This window comes from Streptomyces asoensis (assembly GCF_013085465.1).
GTDB classification, from domain to species: Bacteria; Actinomycetota; Actinomycetes; order Streptomycetales; family Streptomycetaceae; genus Streptomyces; species Streptomyces cacaoi_A.
On record NZ_CP049838.1, the window covers coordinates 3,955,299 to 3,981,770 of the forward strand.

General features: G+C 72.1%; 25 protein-coding genes and 2 tRNA genes. 16 read left to right on the forward strand and 11 right to left on the reverse strand.

What is annotated here, in order from left to right:
• The first annotated feature begins 170 nt into the window (after nt 1–170).
• From G9272_RS17600 to G9272_RS17630, 7 genes are all read left to right on the forward strand, one after another.
• On the forward strand, nt 171–1,124 hold the full coding sequence (locus tag G9272_RS17600; protein ID WP_171397471.1) for a phosphatase PAP2 family protein: 954 nt from the start codon (nt 171–173) through the stop codon (nt 1,122–1,124).
• Entirely contained in the window at nt 1,075–2,196 is a 1,122-nt protein-coding gene (locus G9272_RS17605; RefSeq protein WP_171397472.1) for a hypothetical protein, read from the forward strand. Before G9272_RS17600 ends, G9272_RS17605 begins: the two co-directional genes overlap by 50 nt.
• Nucleotides 2,187–3,785: a hypothetical protein gene (locus G9272_RS17610; protein WP_171397473.1), complete on the forward strand. Its 1,599-nt coding sequence runs from the start codon at nt 2,187–2,189 to the stop codon at nt 3,783–3,785. The genes G9272_RS17605 and G9272_RS17610 overlap by 10 nt, the downstream gene beginning before the upstream one ends.
• On the forward strand, nt 3,782–5,122 hold the full coding sequence (locus G9272_RS17615) for an AAA family ATPase (RefSeq protein ID WP_171397474.1): 1,341 nt from the start codon (nt 3,782–3,784) through the stop codon (nt 5,120–5,122). Before G9272_RS17610 ends, G9272_RS17615 begins: the two co-directional genes overlap by 4 nt.
• Before the next feature lie 291 nt (nt 5,123–5,413).
• Nucleotides 5,414–5,782, forward strand: a complete 369-nt coding sequence (locus G9272_RS17620; protein WP_020132289.1) for a hypothetical protein — start codon at nt 5,414–5,416, stop codon at nt 5,780–5,782.
• A gap of 157 nt (nt 5,783–5,939) precedes the next feature.
• Entirely contained in the window at nt 5,940–6,527 is a 588-nt protein-coding gene (locus G9272_RS17625) for a bifunctional DNA primase/polymerase (protein ID WP_171397475.1), read from the forward strand.
• A tRNA-Lys gene (locus G9272_RS17630) sits at nt 6,518–6,591 on the forward strand. The genes G9272_RS17625 and G9272_RS17630 overlap by 10 nt, the downstream gene beginning before the upstream one ends.
• A 202-nt stretch (nt 6,592–6,793) precedes the next feature.
• Here G9272_RS17630 and G9272_RS17635 read toward each other — a convergent pair.
• The gene (locus tag G9272_RS17635) at nt 6,794–8,107 is read right to left on the reverse strand and encodes a M6 family metalloprotease domain-containing protein (protein ID WP_171397476.1); all 1,314 of its coding nucleotides are present in this window, start codon (nt 8,105–8,107) and stop codon (nt 6,794–6,796) included.
• Between the two features lie 292 nt (nt 8,108–8,399).
• Here G9272_RS17635 and G9272_RS17640 point away from each other — a divergent pair, with 292 nt between their 5' ends.
• Nucleotides 8,400–10,235 carry a putative bifunctional diguanylate cyclase/phosphodiesterase gene (locus G9272_RS17640; RefSeq protein ID WP_171397477.1) on the forward strand — a complete coding sequence of 612 codons (1,836 nt, stop codon included), beginning with the start codon at nt 8,400–8,402 and terminating at the stop codon, nt 10,233–10,235.
• Here the strand turns inward: G9272_RS17640 and G9272_RS17645 are convergent.
• From G9272_RS17645 to G9272_RS17660, 4 genes are all read right to left on the reverse strand, one after another.
• On the reverse strand, nt 10,214–11,332 hold the full coding sequence (locus tag G9272_RS17645; RefSeq protein WP_171397478.1) for an LLM class flavin-dependent oxidoreductase: 1,119 nt from the start codon (nt 11,330–11,332) through the stop codon (nt 10,214–10,216). The genes G9272_RS17640 and G9272_RS17645 overlap by 22 nt on opposite strands.
• Nucleotides 11,333–11,394: 62 nt before the next feature.
• Entirely contained in the window at nt 11,395–11,883 is a 489-nt protein-coding gene (locus tag G9272_RS17650; protein ID WP_171397479.1) for a hypothetical protein, read from the reverse strand.
• Nucleotides 11,884–11,900: 17 nt separating this feature from the next.
• The gene (locus G9272_RS17655; protein WP_171397480.1) at nt 11,901–12,632 is read right to left on the reverse strand and encodes a maleate cis-trans isomerase family protein; all 732 of its coding nucleotides are present in this window, start codon (nt 12,630–12,632) and stop codon (nt 11,901–11,903) included.
• Complete coding sequence (locus G9272_RS17660) at nt 12,629–13,477, reverse strand: maleate cis-trans isomerase family protein (RefSeq protein ID WP_171397481.1); 849 nt, start codon at nt 13,475–13,477, stop codon at nt 12,629–12,631. The genes G9272_RS17655 and G9272_RS17660 overlap by 4 nt, the downstream gene beginning before the upstream one ends.
• Nucleotides 13,478–13,614: 137 nt before the next feature.
• Between G9272_RS17660 and G9272_RS17665 the strand changes: the two genes are divergently transcribed.
• Nucleotides 13,615–14,577 carry a D-2-hydroxyacid dehydrogenase gene (locus G9272_RS17665; protein WP_171397482.1) on the forward strand — a complete coding sequence of 321 codons (963 nt, stop codon included), beginning with the start codon at nt 13,615–13,617 and terminating at the stop codon, nt 14,575–14,577.
• Between the two features lie 23 nt (nt 14,578–14,600).
• The gene (locus G9272_RS17670; protein ID WP_171397483.1) at nt 14,601–15,974 is read left to right on the forward strand and encodes an amidase; all 1,374 of its coding nucleotides are present in this window, start codon (nt 14,601–14,603) and stop codon (nt 15,972–15,974) included.
• 3 nt (nt 15,975–15,977) lie between these two features.
• Here G9272_RS17670 and G9272_RS17675 read toward each other — a convergent pair whose 3' ends face one another.
• Entirely contained in the window at nt 15,978–16,487 is a 510-nt protein-coding gene (locus G9272_RS17675; RefSeq protein WP_253267843.1) for a DUF3830 family protein, read from the reverse strand.
• A 47-nt stretch (nt 16,488–16,534) separates the two neighbouring features.
• Between G9272_RS17675 and ehuB the strand changes: the two genes are divergently transcribed.
• The 6 genes from ehuB (at nt 16,535) to G9272_RS17705 (ending at nt 20,646) form a co-directional block, all read left to right on the forward strand.
• Nucleotides 16,535–17,449 carry an ectoine/hydroxyectoine ABC transporter substrate-binding protein EhuB gene (gene ehuB, locus G9272_RS17680; protein ID WP_171397485.1) on the forward strand — a complete coding sequence of 305 codons (915 nt, stop codon included), beginning with the start codon at nt 16,535–16,537 and terminating at the stop codon, nt 17,447–17,449.
• Nucleotides 17,446–18,090: an ectoine/hydroxyectoine ABC transporter permease subunit EhuC gene (gene ehuC / locus G9272_RS17685; protein WP_171397486.1), complete on the forward strand. Its 645-nt coding sequence runs from the start codon at nt 17,446–17,448 to the stop codon at nt 18,088–18,090. Before ehuB ends, ehuC begins: the two co-directional genes overlap by 4 nt.
• The gene (gene ehuD / locus G9272_RS17690; protein ID WP_171397487.1) at nt 18,087–18,737 is read left to right on the forward strand and encodes an ectoine/hydroxyectoine ABC transporter permease subunit EhuD; all 651 of its coding nucleotides are present in this window, start codon (nt 18,087–18,089) and stop codon (nt 18,735–18,737) included. Before ehuC ends, ehuD begins: the two co-directional genes overlap by 4 nt.
• Nucleotides 18,727–19,506, forward strand: a complete 780-nt coding sequence (gene ehuA / locus G9272_RS17695; protein WP_171397488.1) for an ectoine/hydroxyectoine ABC transporter ATP-binding protein EhuA — start codon at nt 18,727–18,729, stop codon at nt 19,504–19,506. The genes ehuD and ehuA overlap by 11 nt, the downstream gene beginning before the upstream one ends.
• Before the next feature lie 194 nt (nt 19,507–19,700).
• On the forward strand, nt 19,701–20,459 hold the full coding sequence (locus G9272_RS17700; protein ID WP_171397489.1) for an IclR family transcriptional regulator: 759 nt from the start codon (nt 19,701–19,703) through the stop codon (nt 20,457–20,459).
• A gap of 113 nt (nt 20,460–20,572) precedes the next feature.
• Nucleotides 20,573–20,646, forward strand: a tRNA-Lys gene (locus G9272_RS17705).
• Nucleotides 20,647–20,755: 109 nt separating this feature from the next.
• Here the strand turns inward: G9272_RS17705 and G9272_RS17710 are convergent.
• From G9272_RS17710 to G9272_RS17730, 5 genes are all read right to left on the reverse strand, one after another.
• The gene (locus G9272_RS17710) at nt 20,756–22,384 is read right to left on the reverse strand and encodes an AMP-binding protein (RefSeq protein WP_171397490.1); all 1,629 of its coding nucleotides are present in this window, start codon (nt 22,382–22,384) and stop codon (nt 20,756–20,758) included.
• 40 nt (nt 22,385–22,424) lie between these two features.
• Nucleotides 22,425–22,886 carry a DUF3592 domain-containing protein gene (locus G9272_RS17715; protein WP_171397491.1) on the reverse strand — a complete coding sequence of 154 codons (462 nt, stop codon included), beginning with the start codon at nt 22,884–22,886 and terminating at the stop codon, nt 22,425–22,427.
• 89 nt (nt 22,887–22,975) lie between these two features.
• The gene (locus tag G9272_RS17720; protein ID WP_171397492.1) at nt 22,976–23,581 is read right to left on the reverse strand and encodes a lytic polysaccharide monooxygenase auxiliary activity family 9 protein; all 606 of its coding nucleotides are present in this window, start codon (nt 23,579–23,581) and stop codon (nt 22,976–22,978) included.
• A gap of 116 nt (nt 23,582–23,697) precedes the next feature.
• Nucleotides 23,698–24,807 (reverse strand): SPFH domain-containing protein, encoded by a 1,110-nt coding sequence (locus G9272_RS17725; protein ID WP_171397493.1) that lies wholly within the window; start codon nt 24,805–24,807, stop codon nt 23,698–23,700.
• A 118-nt stretch (nt 24,808–24,925) separates the two neighbouring features.
• The gene (locus tag G9272_RS17730; RefSeq protein WP_171397494.1) at nt 24,926–26,341 is read right to left on the reverse strand and encodes a peptidoglycan-binding protein; all 1,416 of its coding nucleotides are present in this window, start codon (nt 26,339–26,341) and stop codon (nt 24,926–24,928) included.
• Nucleotides 26,342–26,472 lie beyond the last annotated feature (131 nt).

Sequence of the window (26,472 nt, forward strand, 5' to 3'; positions counted from 1 at the left end):
GAGCCCTTCCATCATCGCTCACCCTGAACAGGGGCAACCCGGTGGGCGATCTCAGCGTCTTTGAGAGCCGGGGCGCCAAAAAGGGCCGCGCACATACGCCGTAAAGTGGCCCGTCCCGAGCCACCGGCACACCAGCGACGAGACAGCGACACGAAGGGGGAGGCGATCGGATGCCGCAGACCGAGACACCAGGCACCGAGGCGGCCCCGCGGACACGGCTGCGCTGGTGGACCGAGCTGCCCCTGATCCTGCTGGTGTACGCCTGCTACTCCGCGGGCCGGCTGCTCGCGCGGGGCGATGTGACCACCGCCGTCGACCACGGTCTGGCGATCCTGCGCATCGAGAAGTTCCTGCACATCAACGCCGAGCACCCGCTGAACCGGCTGTTCAGGACCCAGGCGTGGATCGGTGTGCCGGCCGACTTCTGGTACGCGTCGCTGCACTACCTGGTGACGCCGGTGATCCTGGTCTGGCTGTTCCGGTCCCGGGCCGTGCTCTACCGGGAGGCCCGCACCTGGCTGATGACGTCCACGTTCATGGGCCTCATCGGCTTCATACTGCTGCCCACCTGCCCGCCCCGGCTGCTGTCGGCCGGCCACGGCTTCGTGGACACCATGGCCCAGTACAGCTCGTACGGCTGGTGGGGCGCCGAGGCGAGCGCGCCGCGCGGCATGGGCGGCATGACCAACCAGTACGCCGCCATGCCCAGTCTGCACGTCGGCTGGGCCCTGTGGTGCGGCGTCATGCTGTGGCGGCACGGCGGCACGCGTACGGCGAAGACGGCCGGTGTCGTCTACCCGCTGGTGACGACGCTCGTGGTGATGGGCACCGCCAACCACTACTTCCTCGACGCGGTCGCGGGCGCGGCCGTGATGGGCCTCGGGCTGCTGCTGACGCCGTTGGTGATGCGCGGCGCGGACCGCGCCCGGGTGTGGTTCGCGGACCGTGTCCCGCTGGTCGCGGCGGCCTCTGCGGGCACATCGTCCTCGATTGTCAGTGGCGGATGCCAGACTTCGACGGGTGAGCGAATTCCACGGCAGCGCGAGTCACGGTTCGGCCCCGGAGCCGAGCCGGGTGCCTCCCCCTCGGACGCGGGGGACGGCGCTCCGGCAGCGGCTCGCTGAGCTGCGCGGCCCCGACGTTCCGGCCAAGGCGCTGGACGCCCGTGCCCTCGCGGCGCTGGCCGCCAACCCCGGCTGCGAGCGGCGCGCGATCCTCGACGGCGCCGGGGTGGACAAGGCGACGCTGGCGGACGCGCTGGGCTCGCCCTCGGCCTTCGGGCAGTCCCAGTTCGCCCTCACCCGCGGCAACGCGTTCGAGGCGAAGGTGAAGGCGGACGGCGGCGCGGAACTGCTGCGGCTGGTGCACGAGCGGCTGGACCCCGGCGCCGCGCCGCCCGCCGACGCGGCCCTGCCCGACCTGTCCGCGATCGGCCCCGAGGGCCGTACCGCGCGCACCGCGCTGGCACTGCGCGAGGCCACCGGGGCGACCGGCACCTGGACGCTCCTGGACCATCCGATGATCGCGCTCGACGTCGCGGGCTCCCCCGCCTTCCTGGAGCCGGACGCGGTGGTGGTGCACCCGGACGGCAGCTGGACGGTCGTGGAGATCAAGTCCTTCCCGATGCTGGACGGCTCGGCGGACCCGGCGAAGGTCGGCGCCGCCGCCCGGCAGGCCGCCGTGTACGTGCTCGCCCTCGAGGCGGTCGCCGCCCGGCTCGACCCGGCCCCGCGCGTGCGCCACCGCGTGCTCCTGGTCTGCCCCAAGGACTTCTCCAACCTGCCCACCGCCTCCGCCGTGGACGTGCGCAAGCAGCGCGCGGTCACCAGCCGCCAACTGGCCCGCCTCACCCGTATCCAGGACATCGCCGACGCCCTCCCCGAGGGCACCTGTTTCTCCCCCGAGCTGCCCGCCGAACAGCTCACGGCGGCCGTCGAGGCGGTCCCGGCGGCGTACGCGCCCGAGTGCCTGGCCGCCTGCGAGCTGGCGTTCCACTGCCGTGAGCGGTCCCGCACGGCCGGCGCGGTCACCTCCCTGGGCCGTTCCGTGCGGGCCGAGCTGGGCGGGCTGACCACCGTCGAGGACGTCCTGGCGGCGGCACGCGGCGAGAGCGGCGATCCACGGGATCCGGCGGTGGCCGCCCTGCGCCGGGCCGCACGACTCCGCGCCGACGCCCTGGGGACGACGTGTCACTGATCACCACCCTCGCCCGCCTCGAGGCCGTCACCACCGGCCGCGCCCAGCCCACCGCCACCGTCCGGCACCGGCACCTGTCCGAGCGGCCGCTGGTCTTCGTGCCGCTGACCACGGCCGGTGAGGCCGGTGCCCCGCTGGGCGCGCTGGTCGGCACCGACCGGGACGCGCCGCGGCTGCTCGTCGTACCGCAGCCGCGCGACCGCGAGCTGAGGTTCGCGTTCCTCGCCGAACTGGCCGACGTCGTCCTGCCGTACCTCGACTCCTACGCCGACGTCGTCGAGGCCGCCGAGCGCAGCGAGACCGACCCGGAGACCGGCAAACGCGTCAAGGTCGAGGTCGAGCTGTGCGCCGACGCGCCCCAGCTGATCGTCCCGAGCCGCGCGGGCGTCGACTTCGTACGCCTTCTGGGCCGCTCCATGCGCTTCAGGCGCACGGCGGAGCAGGACCCGGAGACGCCGTATCCCGCGCCTCCGCGCGTGCCGCTGCTCGGCCGGTGGCTGACCCACTTCGGGGAGCGGTCCCGGGTGCCCGGATCCTCGCTGCTGACGGCGATGACGGAGGTCCTGGGCCGGCACTGGGCGACCGGGCAGTCCAGCCTGGAGGACCAGCACCTGGGGGCACAGCTCGCCTGGATCGCCCCGCCGCCGGGTGAGACGGGCGCGGCGGCGGCGCTGCGCGCGGAACTCGCGCGGGACGCCGCGGGACAGCTGGGGTGCCCGCCGGCCGGTCCGGCGACCGACCCGGCCTTCGACAACAAGCTGCTCGCCCCGGCCATCGAGCGCTACGACCGCGCGCGTACCGCCCTGGCCGCCGCCGAGGACGGCCTCCAGGCCGACGACCGGCTGGGCGCGCTCACCGCGGCCGAGCGGGAGATCCGCGAGCTGGTGAAGCGCCAAACGCTGCCCACCTGGAACAAGGTGTGGGAGGGCCTGGACCTGCTGCGGGCGCTGCCGGAGGGCGCGCACGTCGAGGAGCGGTGGACGCGCGACCGCTGGTCGTTCACCGGCCACCGCGACCGGGTCGTCGCCGGCGAGCCCCCGCAGCCGCGCCGCGACGACGCGGTCACCGCCGCCAACAAGCTGGCCACCCGCGAGCGCGAACAGGCCCGGCTGGAGGCGCAGGAGGCGCTCGACGACCCGCTGGTGATGGCGGGGCGGCGGCTGGCCGGGGAGGCGTTCGCGGGCGAGGTCGTCGACGTGGTCATGGCGTACAGCGAGAGCAAGCGGCCGAGCCCGCGCCCGCTGGTCACCGTACGCACGGACGACCGGCCGCATCTCGGGGAGCGGGCGAAGGTGTTCCGGTCGCTGGGCGGGAAGCCGCAGGCGGCCGAGTTCGTGGGGCGGGACGGCGAGGAGGACGACGGCCTGTTGGTGCTGCGGATCGTCGACAAGATGGGCCGCGGCAAGGAGCCCGAGGTGGGGTCCGTGCCCGAGAAGGGCGACCGGCTCTGCTTCACGCTCTTCGAGCACGAGCAGCGCGGCGGCGCGAAGCTGCCCGACCCGGAGGACACGCCGTGGACGCACGGCGGCCCGCCGGGCGAACAGGTGCCCGAAGTCCCCGATTCCGTCACCCAGGAGGATGTGCTGTGACCACCGAGGCCGCCTTCGACCCCGGTACCGCCGCCACCCGCGCCACCGACGCGATCCTGCGCGACACGTTGCACGGCACCGCGCGCGGGGTGGTCGTCGACTCCCCGCCCGGCGCCGGCAAGTCCACGCTCGTCGTCCGCGCGGCGCTGGAACTGGCCGACGCGGGGCGGCCGTTGATGGTGGTCGCGCAGACCAACGCGCAGGTCGACGACCTGGTCGTGCGGCTCGCCGTGAAGAACCCCGAGCTGCCGGTGGGCCGCCTGCACAGCAGCGACACCGACCCGTACGACAAGGTGCTCGACGAGCTGCCGAACGTACGGAAGTCCGCGAAGGCGTCGGAGCTGGCGGGCCTGCCGGTGGTGATCTCCACCGCCGCCAAGTGGGCGCATGTGAAGGTCGACGAACCGTGGCGGCACGCGATCGTGGACGAGGCGTACCAGATGCGGTCGGACGGGCTGCTGGCCGTGGCCGGGCTGTTCGAGCGGGCGCTGTTCGTGGGCGACCCGGGGCAGCTGGACCCGTTCTCGATCGTGGGCGGCGAGCAGTGGGCGGGCCTGTCGTACGATCCGTCGGCCTCGGCGGTGAGCACCCTGCTCGCGCACAACCCCGAGCTGCCGCAGCACCGGCTGCCGGTGTCCTGGCGGCTTCCGGCGTCGGCGGCGCCCCTGGTCTCCGACGCGTTCTACCCGTACACCCCGTTCCGCAGCGGCACCGGGCACGGCGACCGGCGTCTGTCCTTCGCCGTGCCCCCGGACGGCTCCGGCACCGACCGGGTGATCGACGAGGCGGCGGAGTCGGGCTGGGGCCTGCTGGAGCTGCCCGCGCGGCACACGCCCCGGACCGACCCCGAGGCGGTGCGGGCCGTCGCGGCGGTCGTCCGGCGGCTGCTGGACCGGGGCGGCGCGGCCACCTCGGAGCTCTCCCCCGATCCGACCCCGCTGACCGCCGACCGGGTCGCCGTCGGCACGGCGCACCGCGACCAGGCGGCGGCGGTGCGGGCGGCACTGGCGGAGCTGGGCGTGCCGGACGTGACCGTGGACACGGCGAACCGGCTCCAGGGCATGGAGTTCGACGTCACGGTGATCCTCCACCCGCTGTCCGGCCGCCCCGACGCCACCGCCTTCCACCTGGAGACGGGCCGCCTGTGCGTCCTGGCCTCCCGTCACCGGCACGCGTGCGTGGTGGTGTGCCGGGCAGGCGTGGGCGACCTCCTCGACGCCTACCCGTCGACGGAACCGGTCCAGCTGGGAACCCTCGTGAAGTTCCCGGACGGCTGGGAGGCGAACCACGCGGTACTGGCACACCTCGCCGAACACCGGGTGGCCTGGAGACCTTGACCTCGCCACCCACCCACCCGTCTGTCCGCCGGCCGGAGGCCGGCACGCCGCCGGAGGCGGCCGGTGAACACAGCCCGGACGGCTGGGAGGCGAACCACGCGGTACTGGCACACCTCGCCGAACACCGGGTGGCCTGGAGACCTTGATCCGGCGGGAACATCAGGGGGTTCCGGAGCCTTGAGACTGCGGGGCCGAGGGCCTCTTGCGCTGTCGGGGGACAATGGAGGGTGGTCCACTCCACCGGTGCTGTGCGCCCGTGGAGCCATCCGAACCGTACGAGGAGGAGAAGACATGGCGGAGCCCACGCCGCGTCGGAACGAACCGCGGCTACGCCCCGCGCCCCTGCTCTTCGAGCCCGCCGAGGCGGCCGGTGATCCGGAGCACTTCTTCGACCTGGAGTCGATAGACGATCCGGCCGCGTTGCTCGCGCGGGCGACGGAACTGACGCTCGCGTTCCGGGCGGCCGCCGACCGGGCGGTGGAGTTCCAGGCCATGGCGGCGGCACAGCTCGCCGATCCGCGCCGCTTCGACCGGCTGACCCCGGCGGACATCGGTGAGCGGGCCGAGTGGACCGAGGACTACGCGAAGAAGATGGTCGAGTTCGGCCGGGATCTGCTGCGGGGCGACACCGAGGGGCGGGGGCACGCCGACCCCGTGTGAGCGCCGCGTCGGCCGCGTCCGGTCCGCCCTGCCCAACCTGCCTGCCCTGCCCGCCTGGCATATGCCAGGCGGGCAAGATACTCCTCCCCGTCCCCTCCCGTCCCGGTTTCCCGCAACCCTGTGAAATCACCCGCTCACCCCCGGTAGACCTGGAGGTATGAGCAGCGCATGCGACGAACCCATCGGTGTCACCCCGGACGGCGCCGCCTGGCTGGCCTCCGCCGGGACCTATCCGCGCAGCACGCTCGCCTTCTGGAAGGAGCGGCCGCAGGCCCCGGTGGTGCTGCCCTGCGGCTCGGCGTTCGACATCGTCAGCGCGCCGGCGATGTTCGGGCGGCTGATGCTAGACCGGCTGTGGGGCGAGGGGCCGGGCTCCGGGCCGGTGGCCGCCTTCCGCGGGCGGACGCTGCTCTTCGCCGCACCGGGCACGGCCCAGCGGCTGCCCTCGCTGCTGGAGTGGGAGGAGTGGAGCGCCGAAGGACGCAAGGACGGCCGTACCGCGACGGTGCCGCCGCTGCTGTGCCACGGCACGGGCGACGCGGTGACCGTGCCCGCGCTCACCCCCGCCGGGGACGGCGCGTCGACGCGCTGGATGGTCGCCCCGGACACCCGTCATCCGTGGCTGCCGGGCCCGGAGATCCTGCTGTGGGCGGCGGTCCGGGCGGCCCGTTCGGCCGTGCGGATTTCGATTTCTCCTCCCCAGGATCAGGATGCTAAGGTCTACGACGTCAGCAGGCGCCGCTAGCTCAGTTGGTTAGAGCAGCTGACTCTTAATCAGCGGGTCCGGGGTTCGAGTCCCTGGCGGCGCACGACGTCGACGGCGGGGCTTGTTCGCAGAAAGCGCGAACCAGCCCCGCCGTCGTCATTCCTGCGCGGCTGCGCCGCGCACTGTGGGGGCTACGCCACCCACACCCCCTCCGGCAAAGGCCCCTCGTGAGAGCGAGGGGCCTTTCGCGTGTCCGAAACGGGTCACGTCCGGGACGGGTCACGTCCGGGATGCCGCGGGAGGGGTCACAGCTTCGTCCCCGGCGTGATCTTCACCGTCCACTCCCCCGACACCGTGCGCCCCTCCACGTCCACCCGTACTCCGTTGCCCGGCACCGTGAAGCTCTCGCCGAGGGCGACCGGGGCGTCCGCGAGGGGCGGGTAGACGGAGTTCTCCCAGCAGGCCTCGGTGCGCGGGTGGGCGTCGATCACCTCGACCGGGCCCCGGCCGGACCGGGCGCCGCTGCTGATGCGGTAGACGAGGACGCCGGTGCGGCAGGCCGCCAGGTCATTGCCCGCCGGGCTGCGCGCCTCGAAGGCGAGCGCGCTGTCGGGGCCGGTGCGCACCACCGCAAGCTTGGGCCCGTTGCCGAGCCCGAAGGCCGGCGCCCCGGAGGCGGCGGCGACCGGCACGCCCGGCCCGGCGCTCAGCGGTTCCAGGGTCAGCCGGGTCGGACCCGGCCCCCGTACGCACACCACCTGGCGCTCGTCCAGCCAGCCCAGTTTCCATTTGTGCCAGGCGAACAGATCGGGGGCGAGGCCGAACTGGCTGCCCATCAGGTCCCAGTCGCCGACGTAGGTGTCCCAGTCGCCCTTGCCGTCGACGGGGCGGTGGTAGAGGTCGGGCAGGTCGAAGACATGGCCCGTCTCGTGGGCGAGGACGAGACGGTCCGGGGGGTGCTGCTCGAAGACCGTGACGACCCGGCGGATGTCCGTGCCGTCGGCGTTCAGCGGGGTGTCCAGGTTGACGACCTTCGTGGCGTCCGAGTCGACGCCCGGCGCGTCCGGGTCCGCCACGAAGTAGACGACGTCGTAGCGGGAGAAGTCCACGTGGGGGTCGGCGGCGGCCAGCGCGTCGTGCAGGTAGGCGGCCCGGCTGTCGGCGTTCCAGTCGCGCTGTATGGCGTACGCGGTGGACGGCTTCGGCATGCGGATCCAGCGCTTCAGCGGATGCGCGCGCAGGGCGAACTTCCCGTAGGACGCCTGCCGGAAGAAGCGGCTGGTGGCCGGGAAGTGGTCGGCGGCCAGTTCGTCGGGGGAGGTCGTCGGGAACCGGTCCGGGAAGGACAGGAAGACCATCACCGCGTCGAGGGAGCGGGCCGGGCGGGGGTAGGCGGTGTTCCAGGTGTCCACGCCCTCCGAGTGGTGGGCCATGGTGCGGGTCAGGGCGCACGGGGCGGGCGAGAACGGCTCGGCGACCGAGGGGCCGCCGACGAGCGAGTTCGCGACCAGCGCCGAGAGGGTGGTGAACACGGCCGCGGTACTGCGCAGTCGGGGGCGCGGAAGCAGTCGCTCACGTCGCGGCAGTCGCGGCACAGGGACCTCCGGAAGGCGGTTCACGGGACACCGCCACCCAGCCTGTGTCAAATTGTCGTACTACGCCCTGTTTGTCTGCCCCAGACGAGTGAGGAGGCGGAAAGCGGGCATCACCTCGACACCCCCGGAATTCTCACGGAACGTCACAAGCGGTCGTCCCCCCACAGAACCGGGCCAGGTGCGGGCAGAAACGATCTGTCAGAAAGGCCGGTTGTTCGGGGACACTGGGCAGTGGCTGCGCGGGTCCGGGGGCAGCCTCTATGATCGGCAGACTTTCCTGCACGGACAGCGATCGAGTGCACTGCGGGAGCGAGCGGTGAGCGGAACGTCCGAAGGGCCGACGCCCGCGGCAGACCTCGACCGGTCAGCCGTCACAGAGAGTGACATCGACAGTACGGAAAGCGGGCTTCTGGTCAACCGACCACCGGCCTACCGTTCCGTCTTCGCGGCGGCACCCCTCGCCATGGCCGTGGTCGACGGCGAGGGTCGCATCGTCGACGCCAACGACGCGCTCGGCGCGCTGCTCGGCGGCGGGAGCACGGGCCTGGTCGGGCGGGTCGCCTCCGACCTGCTGGACCTGGCCTCCGACCCGCGCACCTGGCACGCCTACCGCGAGGTGCTGCGCGGCCGGCAGGCGAAGCTGCGCTGCACCCGGCGCCTGAAGCAGCCCGACGGGCGCTCACTGTGGGCGCAGGTCACCATCTCCCCCCTCGACGCGGACATGCCCGGCGTACTGCTGTCGGTCGCCGACGTGAGCGCTCACCGTGACCTCCAGGCGAGACTGCGCCACCTCCAGATGCACGACCCGGTGACCAGGCTGCCCAACCGGACCCTGTTCTTCGAGCGGGTGTCCGCCGCGCTGGAGGCGGAGGCGTACGAGCAGAGCGGGACCGGCCGGATCGGCCTGTGCTACCTGGACCTGGACGGCTTCAAGGCGGTCAACGACACCCTCGGTCACCGGGTCGGCGACCTGCTGCTGGCCGCCGTCGCCGAACGGCTGACGGAGTGCGCCGAGCAGGCCGGGCAGACCCGGCCGAGCGTGCCGCTGGTGGCCCGGCTGGGCGGCGACGAGTTCGCCCTGCTGGTCGAGGACTCCACCGGCACCGAGCAGCTCGCCGATCTCGCCGAGTCCGTGCTCAAGGCGCTCCAGGCCCCCTTCGACCTGGCCGGGCACCGGCTGAACGTCTCCGCGTCGATCGGGGTGGTGGAGCGGCACGCGGCCGGCACCACGGCGACCGGTCTGATGCAGGCCGCCGACACGACCCTGTACTGGGCGAAGGTGGACGGCAAGGACCGCTGGACGCTGTTCGACCCCGAGCGCAACGCGCATCTGATGACCCGGCAGGCGCTGGCCTCCACGCTCCGTCCGGCCATCGAGCGCGGCGAGTTCCGCCTCGACTACCAGCCGCTGGTCGGCATGTCGGACGGCCGGCTGCGCGGCGTGGAGGCGCTGGTGCGCTGGGATCACCCCCGGTTCGGGCTGCTGTCGCCGAATCGGTTCGTCGCGCTGGCCGAGGAGGACGGTTCCATCGTGCCGCTCGGCCGATGGGTTCTGGCCACCGCCTGTCGGCAGGCACGGCAGTGGCAGCTGGACAATCCGGACGATCCGCCGCTGTTCGTCAGCGTCAACGTGGCGGTGCGTCAGGTGTGGGACTCCGACCTGGTGGCGGATGTGGCGGAGATCCTCGCCGAGACCGGGCTCGCGCCGCACCTGCTCCAGCTGGAGCTCACCGAGTCGGCCGTGATGGGCTCGGCGGGGCGGCCGCTCCAGGCGCTCCAGGCGCTCAGCGACATGGGCGTGGGCATCGCCATCGACGACTTCGGCACCGGCTACTCCAACCTCGCCTACCTGAGCCGGCTGCCGGTGTCGGTGCTGAAGCTCGACGGGTCCTTCGTACGCGGCTTCCAGTACGAGGGCGCGGGCTCCCCGCCGAACCCGGCCGACCAGGTCGTCGTCGAGGCGATGATCGACCTCGCCCACCGGCTGGGGCTGACCGTCACCGCCGAGTGCGTGGAGACCTCCGCGCAGGCGACCCGACTGCGCAGCATCGGCTGCGACACCGGGCAGGGGTGGTTGTACTCCCGTCCGGTGTCGCCGGATCGTATCTCCGAGCTGCTGGGGACCGAGACCTACGCCGTCGGCAACCCGTAGGCGTCCGCGACGAGTTCGTAGGAGCGCAGGCGCAGCTCGCCGCGGTGGGCGTGGCTGGTGAGCATCAACTCGTCGGCGCCGGTGCGCTTGTGGAGGTCGTCGAGGCCGGTGCGGACCTCGTCGGCCGTGCCGTGGATGATATTCGCGCCCCAGGAGTCGACGAACTCCCGTTCCAACGGACTGAATTCGTGCGCCTCCGCCTCCTCGGGGGAGGGGAACAGACCGGGACGGCCGCCGCGCAGCCGGATCATGTTGAGGCCGGTGGCCAGGATCTGACGGCGGGCCTCCCGCTCCTCGTCGACGGCGAGCACGGAGACGCCGATCAGCGCGTACGGCTCGGCGAGCACCTCGGACGGCCGGAAGGACTCCCGGTACAGGTCGAGGGCCGGGACGGTGTTCTGCGCCGAGAAGTGGTGCGCGAAGGCGAAGGGCAGGCCGAGCACACCGGCCAGCCGGGCGCTGAAGCCGGAGGAGCCGAGCAGCCAGACGGGCGGCCGGTGCGGCGACTGCACCCCGCCGGGGGACGTGCCCTGGACCGGGCCGGGGATCGCGTGGATACGGCCGTAGCGGTGGCCGTCGGGAAAGTCGTCGTCCAGGAAGCGGGTGAGCTCGGCGAGCTGCTCGGGGAAGTCGTCGGCGCCCTCGTGCAGGGTGGCGGTGCGGCGGAGGGCCGCGGCGGTGGCGCCGTCCGTGCCCGGGGCGCGGCCGAGGCCGAGGTCGACGCGGTGCGGGGCCAGCGCCTCCAGGGTGCCGAACTGCTCGGCGATGACGAGGGGCGCGTGGTTGGGCAGCATCACGCCGCCCGAGCCGAGCCGGATGCGGTCGGTGTGGGCAGCGAGGTGGGCGAGGATCACCGCGGGCGAGGAGGAGGCGACGCCCGGCATCGAGTGGTGCTCGGCGACCCAGTAGCGGTGGAAGCCGCGCGACTCGGTGAACCGCGCGAGTTCGACGCTGGTGCGCAGCGCCTCGGTGGCGGTGCTGCCGGAGCCGACGGTGACCAGGTCCAGTACGGAGAGCGGCACCGGCGCGCCGCCCTGAGCCGCCCCTCGGATCTCGTCCGCCACCGTCACATCACTCACCGTCTCGTCCGCCGCCACGGGGGTCCTCCTGTTGTCGACCGTGCACTGTCCTCGGGCCGACAACAGGAGGGTGTCCCCGTTTATTCCGCGCCGTTCGAGGAGACGACGAATCCCTCCCCGCCGTAGACGGACTCGTAGTGGATGTCGATCGCCAGCCGGTCCCTGATGCCGTCGTGGAAGCGGAGGAGACGGTCGGGGTCGTCCGTGTCCAGGCGGACCAGGAAGGTGGACTCACCGACCAGGACGACGGAACCCTGCCGGAGCGCGTACTTCTGGACCCCCTCGTCGGAGTCGAGCATCACGTTCCAGGCCTCTCGGGCCCACTGCCCGGCGACCACACCGTCCCAGCGCACCACGGTGGCCGTGATCACGGCCGGGCCCAGTCCGGCGTTGATCACCTTCAGCCCGGTGAGACCCTGCTGCCGGTTCCGGATGCGTCGTATCTGGAGGATGGGCCGCAGGGACTGCCGGTTGTGCACACGGGCAGCCCGGCTCTGGCTGTAGCTGACCCAGAGCGAGCCGAGCGCGACGACCGTCGCCGCGACGGCTATGACCGTTTCCGCCTGCATGGCCCCCCTCGCCCGGTTCACACCTGCACGATCGGCTCCCGGGTGAACAGGCTGCCCAGGCCCGGGGCGTTCACTCGGCGGTCGGTGAGACGCAGGGCCTCCCAGACCGTGACCTGGTTGGCGGTGAGGACCGGCTTGCCGAGCTCCTTCTCCAGGGCGGGGAGGAGCGCGGCCGTGTGCAGGGCGGTGTCGGGCAGCAGGATCGCCCGGGCGTCGGGCGCGTCGGCCGCCCGCGCGAGGGCGAACACCTCCGCCTCGCCCCAGGTGCCGACCTCGGCCGCCGTGACGATCCCGGCGCTGTGGACGCCGGTCACCTCCACGCCGCCCGCCCGCAGGAACTCGGCGAACAGTGCCGCCACGTCGTCCGGGTACGTCGCGCCGACGGCGACCCGCCCCGCGCCGATCTCCTGGGCCGCGTGCACGAAGGCGAAGGAGGTGGAGGAGGCCGGCATCCCGGCGGTCGTGGCCAGGGTGCGCACCTGCTCCTGGGCGCCCTCCCAGCCGTGCACGAAGCCGCCGCTGGTGCAGGCCCACACGATCGCCTCGGCGCCGGCCAGCCGCAGCTGCTCGACGCCCTTCGCCAGCCGCTCCGGCGCGCCCATCTGGCGCAACGCGTCGACCCGGTGCGCGTCCTCGCCGATGTCCGTGTGGACCAGGTCCAACCGGATGTCACTGCCCAGGAGCTGCTCGATACGGGGGTAGTCGTCCTCGGCCGAGTGGCCCGGGTAGAGGAAACCGAGTGCGGTCATGTCCAGCCTTCCTGCTGCTCTTCTTCCGGCAGGACCGGGGGTTCCTGCGGCACGGGAAGTTCCCGCGGTACCCGGGTGTCCGGCAGCCCGGGGGGCCACACGCGTGCCGAAGTGTCCAGCAGCGCTTGATACGGTCCCACCGCTCGGGTACCCAGTCGGCGCAACGCCGCCCACATGGTCACCTGGTTGGCCGAGATCACCGGTATGCGTAGTTCGGCCTCCAGTTGGGGGATGACGTCGTAGGTCGGCAGGTTGGTGCAGGAGATGAACAGCACGTCGGCGGTCGCGGGCGCGGGCACCGCCCGGTGGGCCATCTCCACCACCTCCCGGTACGGCACCTTCCAGATGTGCCGGGTCAGGCCCATGAACGCGCGTCCGGTGACCGTGCCGCCCGCCTCGGCCACGTACTCCTCCAGCGACCGCGTCACCGACTCCGTGTACGGCGTCACCAGGGCCACCCGGCGGGCGCCCAGCTCCGTCAGGGCCTCGATCAGCGCGCCCGAGGTGGTCACGGACGGCGTCGCACCGGCCCGGGTCATCGCCTCGCACATCGCCCGCTCCCCCGCGAGCCCGCCGACGAAGCTGCCCGAGGCGCAGGCATAGGCGACGGTCTCCGGGGCGACCGCGATCAGGGTGCGGACGGCGTCCCTGAGGGTCTCGTGCTCGCTCACCCGGCGGGCGAGGTCCAGGCTGACCTCGACCGGGACGTACGGCGTGCGGGTCAGGTGGAGCGAGACGTCGTCCGGCGTCCAGCGCCACAGCTCGCGATCCAGCGCGAAGTCGAAGGGGGCGACGACACCGAGGCCGCGCTGCGCGCGGGGGCCGCCGAGAAAGGTGACGTCCATTGCGGGCACCGCCCTCACCGGGAGACAGGATGCGCAACGAGCCGTACGAACGGCCGTGTTGACGACGGTAGGTTCGGGTGCGAACGTGGTCAATCCGCGCACGTCAGGCACTTGGTCACGGACGGAGGGGGCACCGGATGGCCGTCGTCCCCGCAGCTCTGCCCACGCTTCTCGTGTTGGACGCCGATCCCCTCCCCCGGCTCGGGCGCCTCACCGGGCGGGCCCGGGTGCTGCACACCGACGAGGCCTCCCTCGCCGCGCGGCTGCCCGCGGCGGACGTCCTGCTGGTCTGGGACTTCACCTCGCACGCGGTGCGCGCCGCCTGGCCCGGCGAGGGGCCGCGGCCGCGCTGGGTGCACACGGCGAGCGCGGGCGTGGACCACCTGCTGAGCCCCGAGCTCGCCGCCTCGGACACGGTGGTGACCAACGCCCGCGGGATCTTCGACGAGCCGATCGCCGAGTACGTCGCCGCGCTGGTCCTGGCGATGGCGAAGGATCTGCCGCGAAGCTGGGAGCTTCAGCAGCGGGGCGAGTGGCGTCACCGGGAGGGCGGGCGGGTCTCCGGGACCCGGGCGGTCGTCGTCGGGTCCGGGCCGATCGGACGGGCGATCGCCCGCACCCTGAAGGCGCTCGGCATGACCACGGCTGTCGTCGGCCGCGTCCCGCGCACCGGCATCCACGGACCCCAGGATCTGGACCGGCTCCTCGCCCGCGCCGACTGGGTGATCGCGGCCGCCCCGCTCACCGAGCAGACGCACGGCATGTTCGACACGCGGCGGTTCGGCGTGATGCAGCCCTCCGCCCGCTTCGTGAACGTCGGCCGCGGGCCGCTGGTCGTCGAGGAGGCGCTGGTGCAAGCCCTGGAGCGGCGATGGATCGCGGGCGCCGCCCTGGACGTCCTCACCACCGAACCCCTCGCTGCCGACAGCCCGTTGTGGCACGTGCCGGGGCTGCTGATCTCGCCCCACATGAGCGGCGACACGGTCGGCTGGCGGGACGAACTCGGCGCGCAGTTCGTGGAGTTGTTCGAGCGGTGGGCGGCGGGCCGACCGCTGAAGAACGTGGTCGACAAGCAGCGCGGATACGTGCCCGGACACTGACGTCCCCGGCCTCGGGAGGGTGCATGACCGACCTCACCACACTCACGGCGACCGAGCTCCTCGACGGTTACCGCAAGGGCGGGTTCAGCCCCGTGGAGGCGACCCGCGCGGCCCTGGACCGGGCCGAGCGGATCCAGCCGGAGGTGAACGCGTTCGTACGGATCCTCGCCGACGAGGCGTCGGCGCAGGCGCAGGCCTCGCGGGAGCGGTGGCGGCGCGGGGAGCCGGCCGGGCCGCTCGACGGAGTGCCGGTGACGGTCAAGGACATCCTGCTGCTCAAGGGGCATCCGACCCTGCGCGGCTCGAAGTCCGTCGACCCGTCGGGCTCCTGGGACGAGGACGCCCCTGCCGTCGCCCGGCTGCGCGAGGCCGGCGCGGTCTTCGTCGGCAAGACCACCACCCCCGAGTACGGCTGGAAGGGGGTGACGGACTCCCCGCTGACCGGCGTGACCCGCAACCCGCACGACCCGTCGCGCACGGCGGGCGGTTCCAGCGGCGGGAGCGCGGCCGCCGTGGCGCTCGGCGCGGGGCCGCTGTCGCTGGGGACGGACGGCGGGGGCAGCGTCCGTATCCCGGCCGCGTTCTGCGGGATCTTCGCGCTGAAACCGACGTACGGCCGCGTGCCGTTGTACCCGGCGAGCGCCTTCGGCACGCTGGCGCACGTGGGTCCGATGACCCGGGACGCGGCGGACGCGGCGCTGCTGCTCGACGTGATCGGCGTGCCGGACTCGCGGGACTGGTCGGCGCTGGGTCCGGCGGACGGGTCGTTCCGGGCGGGGCTCGACCGGGGCGTGCGCGGGCTGCGGGTGGCGTACTCGCCGTCGCTGGGCGGACAGGTCGCCGTACGGCCGGGGGTCGCGGCGGCCGTACGGCGGGCCGTGGAGCGGCTGGCGGAACTCGGCGCGTACGTCGAGGAGGCCGACCCGGACTTCACCGACCCGGTGGACGCCTTCCACACCCTGTGGTTCGCCGGGGCGGCCCAGGTGACCCGGCGGCTGGGGGCGGACCGGCGGGAGTCGCTCGACCCCGGGCTGCGGGAGATCTGCGCCGAGGGCGCGCGGTACACCGCCCTCGACTATCTGACCGCGGTGGACGTCCGGATGGAACTGGGCCGCCGCATGGGCCGTTTCCACGACACCTACGACCTGCTCCTCACCCCGACGCTGCCGATCACGGCGTTCGAGGCGGGAGTCGAGGTGCCGGCGGGGTCGGGGCATCGGCGCTGGACGGGTTGGACGCCCTTCACCTATCCCTTCAACCTCACCCAGCAGCCCGCGGCGACGGTTCCGGTGGGGACGGACGACGACGGGCTGCCGGTGGGGTTGCAGATCGTGGCCGCCCGCCACCGGGACGACCTGGTGCTACGGGCGGGGCATGCGTTGCGCGGCCGGCCGTAGCCCTCACCCGGGCGGGCCGGAACGCCGGAACCGCAGCGTCTCTCCCGCCGCGCCCGTTCGCCACAGGTCGTTGCACGCTTCCGCCATCTCCTCCAGGCCCGCCACGATCCGGCCCCAGACGATGCCGGGGACCCAGCCGACGTCGCCGTTGAGGAGCAGGTTGTTGCGTTCGTAGAAGAGGGCCAGGTCGACGACGGTCGTGTCCGGGCGGACCTCGCGGTCGTAGCCGTAGGCGCCGGTGCCCAGTTCCGTTCCGGCGAAGGAGAAATAGCAGAGATCTCCGGGAATCGGGGTGACCGTCGGATTCTCCAGGGGCGGTTCCGTTTCCGCGAAGGGTGGGAAGAGGGCGTAGATCTCGTTGCGGGCGTACTTCGCGTGATAGACGTCACCGGCGAGAGGCAGGGCGTTCCAGACGGCGTCGCAGGTGACCGGGGCGCGGTCGGCCAGCAGTTTTGCCGTGCAGTGGATTCCCCGTTTCACCAGGGAGACCTCGAGGTAGCGGTCGGCAGCCATGCGATCCATGGTGCATACGTCGTGTCGTCCTGGGTAGCCGCGCCGCCATGGCTCCACCGACCAGACAACTCAGTCATCGCATACACACAACCGGAACCTCCCGCCGATCGCTGCTCGCGGGGGTGGCGGCGCTCGGCACGCTGGGCGTCGCGGGCTGCTCACGGGTGGCGACGGCGTCGACCGCACCCGGCGGCGACCTGCTGGAGAGACTCCGCGCGCAGGGTGTCGTACGGCTCGGGATAGCCGGTGAGATTCCCTTCGGATACATCGACAGGGACGGTCAACTTACGGGTGAGGCACCCGAGTTGGCGAAAGCGATATTCAAGCGGCTCGGCGTCGACAAAGTGCAGCCCGTGCCCACCGAGTTCGGCTCGCTCATTCCGGGCCTCGGTTCCCAGCAGTTCGATGTCGTGGCCGCCGGGATGTACGTCAATCCCGACCGCTGCGAGCAGGTGATATTCGCCGACCCGGACTATCAGATGCTGGATGCCTTCATCGTCCGTAAGGGGAACCCGAAGGGGTTGCACTCCTACCGGGACGTGGTGGAGAAGGGCGCGAAGTTCGCCACCGGGACCGGGTACGCCGAGATCCAGTACGCCGTCGAGGCGGGGTACAAGCAGAGCGACATCCTGATCGTTCCTGACCAGGTCGCCGGGCTGAACGCCGTCGAGGCGGGGCGGGTCGACGTCTTCGCCGGTACGGCGCTCACCGCCCGTGAGGTCGTCAAGAAGTCCGCCAAGGCCGAGGCGACCAAGCCGTTCGCCCCGCTGGTCGACGGCAAGCCGCATGTCGACGGGGGCGCGTTCGCGTTCCGGCCGACCGAGACGAAGCTGCGGGACGCCTTCAACGTCGAGCTGCGCAAACTGAAGAAGAGCGGGGAGTTGTTCCGCATCCTGCGGCCCTTCGGGTTCACCGAGGCCGAGATGACCGACCTGACCGCGAAGGAGCTGTGCGGCGGATGACCTCGGGACTCTGGGAACTCGTCCTCAGGGGGATCTGGGCGACCGTTCAACTGCTGGTGTTCAGCGCCCTGCTGGGCGCTGCCGTCTCCTTCGTCGTCGGGATCGCGCGGACCCATCGGCTGTGGATCGTCCGCTTCCTCGCGGGCTTCTACACCGAGGTGTTCCGCGGGACCTCGGCCCTCGTGATGATCTTCTGGGTGTTCTTCGTGCTGCCGCCCGCCTTCGGCTGGCAGCTGGTGCCGATGTGGGCGGGCACCCTCGCGCTCGGGCTGACGTACGGCGCGTACGGCGCCGAGATCGTGCGCGGTGGCCTCCAGGCCGTCGACCCGGCACAGCGGGAGGGCGGCATCGCGCTCGGCTTCACGCCCGGGCAGCGGATGCGCAAGATCCTGCTGCCGCAGGCGGTGCCGGAGATGATCCCGCCGTTCTCCAACCTCCTCGTCGAACTGCTCAAGGGCACCGCCCTGGTGTCCGTCATGGGCATGGGCGACCTGGCCTTCAGCGGCAACCTGGTCCGCCTGGCGCTCCAGGAGAGCGCGGAGATCTACACCTACGTACTGCTCATCTACTTCGTGATCGCGTTCCTGCTCACCCGGGTGATGCGCGGGCTCGAGAACCACCTGAAGGCGGGTGTGCGATGAACTGGGACTGGAACGCGGTCCGCGACTTCATGCCGTTGTTCTGGGACGGCCTGCTGGTCACCCTCCAGGCGCTGGTCCTCGGCTCGCTGATCTCGTTCACGCTGGGTCTGGTGTGGGCGCTGCTGATGCGGACACCCACGCGGTGGGTGCAGTGGCCGGTCGGGATCGTGACCGAGTTCGTCCGGGACACCCCGCTGCTGGTGCAGCTGTTCTTCCTCTTCTACGTGCTGCCCGAATGGGGACTGACCCTGTCGGCGATGGCCACCGGGGTCGTCGCGATCGGGCTGCACTACTCGACGTACACGATGCAGGTCTACCGGGCCGGTATCGAGGCGGTGCCCGTCGGCCAGTGGGAGGCGGCGACCGCGCTGAACCTGCCGAAGGCCCGGACCTGGCGTGCGGTGATCCTTCCGCAGGCGGTCCGCCGGGTCGTGCCGGCGCTCGGCAACTACGTCATCTCGATGCTCAAGGACACGCCGATGCTGATGGCGATCACCGTGCTGGAGATGCTCGGCCGGGCCCGGCTCTTCTCCCAGGAGCACTTCCAGTTCACCGAGCCCCTCACGGTGATCGGCGTGGCCTTCATCGTCATCTCCTATCTCGCCTCCGTCCTCATGCGCACCCTGGAGCGACGCCTTGTCCGTTGACACCCTCAAGCAGCCCGCCGACACCCCCAAGAGCACCGAGCTGATACGGCTGGAACAGGTCACCAAGCGGTTCGGGGACAACACCGTCCTCGACCATCTGGACTTCTCCGTGCAGCCCGGCAAGCACGTCACCCTCATCGGCCCCTCGGGCTCCGGCAAGACCACGATCCTGCGGCTGCTGATGACCCTGACCAAGCCCGACGAGGGCACCATCACCGTCGACGGGCAGCAGCTGTTCCCGGCGCCGGAGAAGCAGGTCCGCGAGGTCCGCAAGAAGATCGGGATGGTGTTCCAGCAGTTCAACCTGTTCCCGAACATGAGCGTGCTCAGAAACCTCACCGAGGCCCCGGTGACCGTGCTCGGCCTGTCCAAGGACGAGGCGGAGGAGCGGGCTCGTGAGCTGCTGGACCTGGTGGGCCTGGCCGACAAGTGCGACGCGAAGCCGTCCCGGCTGTCGGGCGGCCAGCAGCAGCGCGTCGCGATCGCCCGGGCGCTGGCGATGCGGCCGCAGATCCTGCTCCTCGACGAGGTCACCTCGGCGCTGGACCCGGAGCTGGTCGCGGGCGTCCTCGACGTCCTCAGGGACATCGCCCGCACCACCGACATCACGATGCTCTGTGTGACGCACGAGATGAACTTCGCCCGGGACATCTCCGACCAGGTCCTGATGTTCGACGCGGGCCGGGTCATCGAGGCGGGACCGCCGGAGCAGATCTTCGGCTCACCGGAGCAGGAACGCACGCGGGAGTTCCTGAGCGCGGTGCTGTAGGGACTTTCCCCAGCTCTCGACGACGGGGCATGACTTTGGCATATGCCAGCGTGTCAGCGCCGCAGTTGAGGGGGCCGAAGGTGCAACACATTCTCGTCAACAACCCCTCCCCCCGGCCCCCTTGGCCGCTATCGTGGAGGTGATTCGCTGCCAGATCAGGAATCACGGCCAGAAAGGCGACCAGGGGGGAAACCGTGGCGCTGAAGCACGAGCCGACCGTGCCGTACCACTCGGCCCAGGAAGCGTTGCGCGTCCTGGAGACGGTGGCGCGGCACTCCACCGGTGTCACCGACGCCGAACTCGCCCGTCAGACCGGACTCACCGCGGAGCGGCTGACCACACTCCTGCGCATGCTGCGCCGCGAGGGCTACGTCGAGCAGATCGCCGACGGGGCGTACGTCACGGGCGACGCCCTGACCCGCCTGGGCTCCACGCACCACCGCGAACAAGCCCTGCGCGACCAGCTCCAGCGCACCCTCGACCGGCTCCGCGACTCCGTCGGCGCCGCCGTCTACATCAGCCGGTACGTGGACGGCGAGGTCACGATCACCCAGTACGCCGACGGCCCCGCCACCCCGTCCGTCAACGAGTGGGTCGACTTCCGCTCCTCCGCCCACGCCACCGCGCTCGGCAAGAGCCTGCTCGGCCAGCTCGACCACAACGGCCGGCGCGACCACCTCTCCCGGCACAAGATGGCCCGGCTCACCTCGCGCACCATCACCAGCGACAAGCTGCTGCTCTCCCGCCTGGAGGCACAGCCGCCCACGGTCCCGATGCTCGACCTCCAGGAGTACGCGATCGGCACGGTCTGCGCGGCCGTCCCGATCACCGCCGGCTCCATGGCGGGCTGTCTGGCCCTCTCCCTGCCCGTCGAGCACGCCCACCGGCTCCGCCAGGCCGCCGAGACCCTGAACAGGAACGCGGCACCGGTACTGCTGTCGCTCGCGATCTGACGCCCGTCCGACAGATGGCCCGGCGGGTGCTCCCGGCATGGTCCGGAGCACCTCCGCGGACCGGGTAGTATTTTCTCCGTCGCCAGCCGCCGAAGGCGGAGGGCGGGAGTCATGCGCCGCTAGCTCAGTTGGTTAGAGCAGCTGACTCTTAATCAGCGGGTCCGGGGTTCGAGTCCCTGGCGGCGCACGATGACGGTGGCGGCTTGTGTTCGCAGAAAGCGCGAACGCAAGCCGCCACCGTTGTGTTTTGTGCGGCGAAGCCGCGCGTTGCGGGGGTTCCGCCACCCGCACCCCCCTCAGGAAGGGCCCCTCGTGGAAACGAGGGGCCCTTCGGCGTCCTCTGGCGTGAGCCTTCTGTACGTCGCCTTTCCCGGTGGCCGCCACCACACCGGATCGGCGCATCGGATCCCCTCCCGCCGCAGCAGCGCCCGGTGGATCTTGTTCGTGGCGGTGACGGGCATCCGCTCCAGGACCCGTACGAACCGGGGCGCCATCTTCGTCCCCAGATCGGGCTGGGCGAGCAGGAACTCGGCGAAACCGAGCGGATCGAAGGACCCGGCCAGCGCCGCCATCACCTGGTCCCCGGTCACCGGATCCGGCACCGCGTAGACGGCCACGGCGGCCGCTCCCTCGTACCGGGCGAGGATGTTCTCGATCATCGCGGCGGCCAGGTTCTCGCTGTCGACGCGGAGCCGGTCGTCGGTGCGGCCCGCGAAGTACAGGAAGCCTTCGCGGTCGCGGTAGAAGAGGTCGCCGGTCCAGTACTCCCCGTCGTCCCGGCGCCGCTCCGCCTCCGCCGCCGGGTTGCGCCAGTAGCCCTCGAAGGGGTTGGGGCCCCGGTTGACCAGCTCGCCGATCGCCTCTTCGCCGTTCAGCAGCCGTCCGGCCGGGTCGAGAACGGCCGGCGGACACTCGGCGCGTGTCTCCTGGTCGAGGACGACGAGACCGGGCGCCGCCCGCCCGACCGCCCCCGCCGGAGTCCCCGGCGACCACTGCACGGCCGCCCCGCCCTCCGAGGAGCCGTACCCCTCCACCAGCCGTACCCCGAACCTCCGTTCGAAGGCGGCCGCGTCCACCGCCCCCGCCTCGGTGCCGAAGCCGAGCCGCAGCGCGTGCTCCCGGTCGTCGGGGCGCGGCTCGGTGGCCAGGACGTACTGGATCGCCCGGCCCACATAGGTGAAGTACGTCGCCCGGTAGTGCCGTACGTCCGCCAGGAACCCGGACGCGGAGAACCGCCGTCGCAGCGCCACCCCGGCCCCGGCCGCCAGTGCGGGCGCCCAGTCGGCGATCACCGCGTTGCCGTGGAACATCGGCATGCAGACGTAGTGCACGTCGTCCCGGCGCACGGAGAACTGTCCGGCCAGGGAGCGCCCCGCGGCGGCCAGCCGGCCCTGGGTGCAGATCGCGGCCTTGGGCGCGCCGGTCGAGCCGGAGGTGAAGTAGAGGAGGAGCCGGTCGGCGGGGGTGGCCCGGGAGGGGTCGGGGCGGGCGTCCGCGTACGGGGCGAGCAGGTCGTCGTACTCCGGGGTGCCGGTGATCAGCAGGCGGACCCCGGGCAGGTCGAGGCCCCTGAGGAGGGGGAGGTGGGTGTGCTCGGTGATCAGCAGCCGGCACTCGGTGTGCAGGATGTCCCGGGCCAGTTCGGGGCCCCGCCGGGTGGGGTTGATCCCGGCGACGGCCGCGCCGGCGAGGGCGGCGGCCGACAGCCAGAGCGGGAACTCCGGGGTGTTGTCCAGCAGGACCCCGAGATGCGGCGGACCGTCCGACGGCAGCAGGTCGGCCAGCAGCGCCGCACGGGCGGCGGCACCGGCGGCGACCTCGTGATGGGTGAGGACGGTGTCCTCGAGGCTCGCGGGGTTCTGGCACCACAGCCCGGGCCGGTGGTCGCCCCACCGGGCCGCTACCAGTTCGGCGACGGACTCCATGGCGGCGCACGGTAGTTGACGTACCGTCAGATGTGGAGGGCTACGGCATGAAGACGTCCGCCTCGGCGAACATCCAGTGGGCGGTGACCATGAAGAAGACACAGAAGGCGATGGCCACGCCGAGGAAGAGCAGCAGGCAACCCGACTCGGCGAGGAGCCTGCCGCGGGCGGGCGCCTTGGCCGTGGCCTCCTCGGGGTGGTCGGCCGCGTAGTGGACGGTGACGATGTCACCCTCGATGGTCGTCCCCGGGCCGTTCGCCTCCTCGAAGCGGACGGCCCGGCCCTCGCGGGTGGTGAACTCGTAGACGTGGTGCAGGGTCGTGCTGACCATCGTGTCGCCGCCGCCGCTGGTCGTCGTGTACGACCGCAGACAGCGCGCCTCCGCGGTGAGACCGCCGTTCCAGGCCCGGGCGACCCGCCGGGAGCGGCGGACCAGCCCGAACACGCCGAACAGCAGGCCGGCGATCATGATCGACGGCACCAGGTAGAAAAAGGCTTCCATGAGCTCCCCCGAGATCCAGGCGCCGACCTGGTCGTGTCGGCGTGCAGGGAACGTACCCGCGCGCGGACCCGGGGGAGCTCAAGCCATGCTCAGAACGTGACGTCGGAGCAGGCGTAGAACGCGTTGGTCGTGTCGGCGACCGTCCACACCGCGACGATCACGTGACGTCCGCTGAGCCCGGACGGCAGCGTGCCGCTGTGCGAGAGGGTGGACGGGGGCCGCTGACCGCCGTAGGGCACGGTCAGGAACGGGGTGAGGTTGAGGTCGGAACGGGCCAGGTTGTGGTTCTGGTTCCAGCCCTGCTTGGTGACGTAGTACTTGAAGTCGGTCGTGGCGTGCATCGCGGTGAACTGCCACCGGAAGGTGTAGCTCTGACCGCCGGTCACCTTGGTGGCCGGCCACGCCCCGCCCGAGGGGGTCTTCGGGCTGTCGAGCTGGGCGAAGCGGGTGTTGTTCGCGGAGCAGATCCTTCCGTCGGCCGCGCCGGACGCCGGGAAGCCCTTCGGGCCCTCGACGCTCTGCGGCTCCCACTGGATGTCACCGCAGTTGGTGACGGAGCCGTTCTGGCAGAGCTTCTGCCGGCTGATGGGGAGGTCGGTGTAGCCGTGGCCGCTCGCACCCCCGGCGGTGAGCACGAAGGCTCCCGCCGTGGTGAGTCCGAGCGCGGCGGCGTACCACTTGGTCTTTTTGCGCATGCTGCCGCTCCTGGAGAACGTGGGGAGTTCACTGAGCCGAGCTGTGCAGGTCTAGACCAAGTTCGAGATTATTGCCGTTTCTTGGCTGTGTCCATATCAAAGACGTGTCCGGACCGTCAGGGCCCCTGTTCCCCGCGCCCCGAGCAGAAGGCGACGGTCAGGTCCTTCACCAGCGCCTTGCGCTCGTAGTCGTCGAGTTCCACGAGTCCGCGCATGGTCAGCCGGGTCACCGTGTCCTCCACCGAGTCCACGACCGAGGTCAGCACGCTCGCCCGGTGCTGGGCGTCGAGCGCGGCGATCCGGCGGCGGTGCATCGCGGCGGCGACCTCGGGGGCGTACTCGATCCGCAGCGGCCGCACCGAGAACACCTCCAGTCCGATCGCGCCCGCGTCCTGCGCGACCCGCCTGGTCAGCGCCTCCCCGGCCGCCTCCACCGAACCGCGTCCCGCGCCCGGCGTCTCCACCGGGATCCGGGCCAGGGCCGCCTCGACGCACTCGCGCAGATATGTCTCGTGGTCCTCTACGCCGAGCGTGGCCCGCGCGGTGTCCCGCACCCGCCACACCACGAGCGTCACCACGCGCAGCGCGACCCCGCTGCCGTCGGCGGCGGGCATCGGCTCACTGCGCCAGTGCCGCAGCCGTACATCCACCCGGCGGCGCAGCAGCAGCGGGTTGACCCACAGCAGGCCGGTGCGCCGCACGGTCCCCCGGTAGCGGCCGAACAGACCGAGCACCCAGGCCCCTCCGGTCCGCCCGCGGGCCAGACCGCCGAAGCCGAACAGCCCCAGGGCGCCCGCCCCCGCGTACGCCGCCCACTGCACCGGACCGAGGCCGGCGCCCGCGAACCCCGGCAGCCGCAGCGCCTGCGCCGCGTGCGGCGGCAGCACCCCGGCCCACCACGAGGCCGCCACACAGCCGGCCGCCCCGCACATCCCGGCGAACACGCCCGCCGCGCCGGGCAGTACCCGGGCCGGCCGCTCCACCAGGTCCGGGTCGACCTGCGCCACCGGGCGGGGTTTCGCCGGCGTCGGCCGGCGCAGTCGCGGCTGCTCGCCGGTGCTCGCCCGGCTGCCCACCACGGCGGCCCCGAGCGGCACGGGCCGCGACTCGGGCTCGTCGCGGAACAGCAGATGGACGGGGATCTCGGTGGTCACCTCGTTCTGGATGAGCCGGGGGGGCCTGGACGGTCCCTCGGACTCGGGCGTTTGTGAAGTGGTCGTGTTCATTGCGTGCCTCCAGCCTCCGCGCCAGATACGCCATGACAGTGAGAGGGGATCAAGGGAATCAAGGGAGCGGGCGGGTCCCAGCAGGCCCGAGCGGGTTTCGCGCGGCACCCGCTCCGGTCTACGAGAAGAGCCGCCGCCAGGTCTCCGGGCCCGGGTAGCCGTCCGCCGCGCCGCCCCGCCAGCCCTGGGCGCGCTGGAAGGCCTCGACCCCGCGCCGGTCCGCCTCGCCCCAGTGCGGTCCGGGACCCGTCGTGTAGTACTTGCCGAACCCCTTCTTCGCCAGTTGTCTCCCCAGCTGGGTGACGTACGCGTTCTGCGCGCCGGGCCGGAACATGCCCCGGCCGGGGTATGCGGGGACCCGCGACACCGAGGCTGCGGCGGGCGCGCCGGCCGCCCCGGTCGCGGGATACCCGCCGATCCCACCGCCGGAGCCGGAGCCGGTCGTCGGGGCCTGCCCGAAGGTGATGTTCCTGCCCTGACCGGAGATCAGCAGGGCCCAGGTACTCGGGCCGGGGATGCCGTCGGCGTCGGCGCCGCGCCAGCCCTGGGCCTGCTGGAAGGCCAGGGTGGCCCAGCCGTCGGACGCCGACCACCTCGGGCCCGGGCCCGAGGCGTAGAAGCGTGCGCCGCCGCGCTCGACGAGGAGCCGGCCGAGCTGGGTGACGTACGGGTTGTTCGCGCCGGGCCCGAAGGCCAACCGCCCCGGGAACGACGTCGTCGTGGCACCCCCGGCGCCGGGCCTGTTCCCGCTGCCGGTGCTCGTGCCGATCTGTTCCACGGAGCCGGAAGTGACCGCCGTGAGGCCCTTGTAGCGGTAGGGCACGTAGCGGTCGGAATTGCTCCAGTAGGCGTAGGGAGTGGGCTGCCGGCGCGTGGTCGGGCGGGTCTGCTCGTAGACGAGGTAGTAGGTGTGCGTGTAGTCCGTCCAGCCGCCGAAAATGACGACGTGCGAGCCTTTCTCGGGGTCGGACGGGTTATGGAACAGCAGAATGTCGCCGGGCTGGAGCTCCTCCTTGGTAATCCGTGTCCCGAACTGGTGGAGGCTGCCCGTCCACTCGTTCCCGGGCAGGTTCCAGGCCTTGGAGACGAAGCCCGAGCAGTCCTGCCGGTAACCGTCGTACCAGTAGGTGCTCATGCTGTACGGCACCTCTGCCGAAACCCATTCCTTGGCCCGTCTGATGATGTCCGCCCGGGTTGTCGGGGGCGTTTTCACCGGTCCCGCCAGTCCCCCCGGTCGGGCCGGCTGCCCGGCCGGACCGTGCAGCGGCGCTTTGCGGCCCTGCGGGGTATCGGGCTCGTCACCTGCGGGTACGCCGGGCCGGTCGGAGGACTGCGGGGCCGCGAAGGCGGGCACCGCGTGGGCGGTACCGAGCGCGGCGGCCGCCGCCGTGGCGACGACCACGACGCGATGGGCGGCCGGGTGACCGCCGAACCGGGCGGGCGGGGAATTCGACCCCACCCACCGCCGAGATACGCATCCGGGGCACTCGCAGTCTCTCTCGGGCTCGAATTCCTCGAATACCGGAGAGCCCATGCGATTTCCCTCACACTCCAGCTGGAAATGTCCGCGACTGTGCACGTCCGCCAGTTTCTCAACTGTCTTCCCGACGCGCATGCTGACGGTCCGAATGATGTACGCGGCACCCGCCTGGCCCAGTGGTGCGG

Bases quoted from the DNA above. Each gene is read 5' to 3' on its own strand.
- G9272_RS17600 (WP_171397471.1), top strand. From the start codon at position 171: ATGCCGCAGACCGAGACACCAGGCACCGAGGCGGCCCCGCGGACACGG.
- G9272_RS17620 (WP_020132289.1), top strand. From the start codon at position 5,414: ATGGCGGAGCCCACGCCGCGTCGGAACGAACCGCGGCTACGCCCCGCG.
- G9272_RS17625 (WP_171397475.1), top strand. From the start codon at position 5,940: ATGAGCAGCGCATGCGACGAACCCATCGGTGTCACCCCGGACGGCGCC.
- G9272_RS17650 (WP_171397479.1), bottom strand. From the start codon at position 11,883: ATGCAGGCGGAAACGGTCATAGCCGTCGCGGCGACGGTCGTCGCGCTC.
- G9272_RS17655 (WP_171397480.1), bottom strand. From the start codon at position 12,632: ATGACCGCACTCGGTTTCCTCTACCCGGGCCACTCGGCCGAGGACGAC.
- G9272_RS17660 (WP_171397481.1), bottom strand. From the start codon at position 13,477: ATGGACGTCACCTTTCTCGGCGGCCCCCGCGCGCAGCGCGGCCTCGGT.
- G9272_RS17665 (WP_171397482.1), top strand. From the start codon at position 13,615: ATGGCCGTCGTCCCCGCAGCTCTGCCCACGCTTCTCGTGTTGGACGCC.
- G9272_RS17670 (WP_171397483.1), top strand. From the start codon at position 14,601: ATGACCGACCTCACCACACTCACGGCGACCGAGCTCCTCGACGGTTAC.
- G9272_RS17675 (WP_253267843.1), bottom strand. From the start codon at position 16,487: ATGGCTGCCGACCGCTACCTCGAGGTCTCCCTGGTGAAACGGGGAATC.
- ehuB (WP_171397485.1), top strand. From the start codon at position 16,535: ATGGCTCCACCGACCAGACAACTCAGTCATCGCATACACACAACCGGA.
- ehuC (WP_171397486.1), top strand. From the start codon at position 17,446: ATGACCTCGGGACTCTGGGAACTCGTCCTCAGGGGGATCTGGGCGACC.
- ehuD (WP_171397487.1), top strand. From the start codon at position 18,087: ATGAACTGGGACTGGAACGCGGTCCGCGACTTCATGCCGTTGTTCTGG.
- G9272_RS17710 (WP_171397490.1), bottom strand. From the start codon at position 22,384: ATGGAGTCCGTCGCCGAACTGGTAGCGGCCCGGTGGGGCGACCACCGG.
- G9272_RS17715 (WP_171397491.1), bottom strand. From the start codon at position 22,886: ATGGAAGCCTTTTTCTACCTGGTGCCGTCGATCATGATCGCCGGCCTG.
- G9272_RS17720 (WP_171397492.1), bottom strand. From the start codon at position 23,581: ATGCGCAAAAAGACCAAGTGGTACGCCGCCGCGCTCGGACTCACCACG.
- G9272_RS17725 (WP_171397493.1), bottom strand. From the start codon at position 24,807: ATGAACACGACCACTTCACAAACGCCCGAGTCCGAGGGACCGTCCAGG.
- G9272_RS17730 (WP_171397494.1), bottom strand. From the start codon at position 26,341: ATGGGCTCTCCGGTATTCGAGGAATTCGAGCCCGAGAGAGACTGCGAG.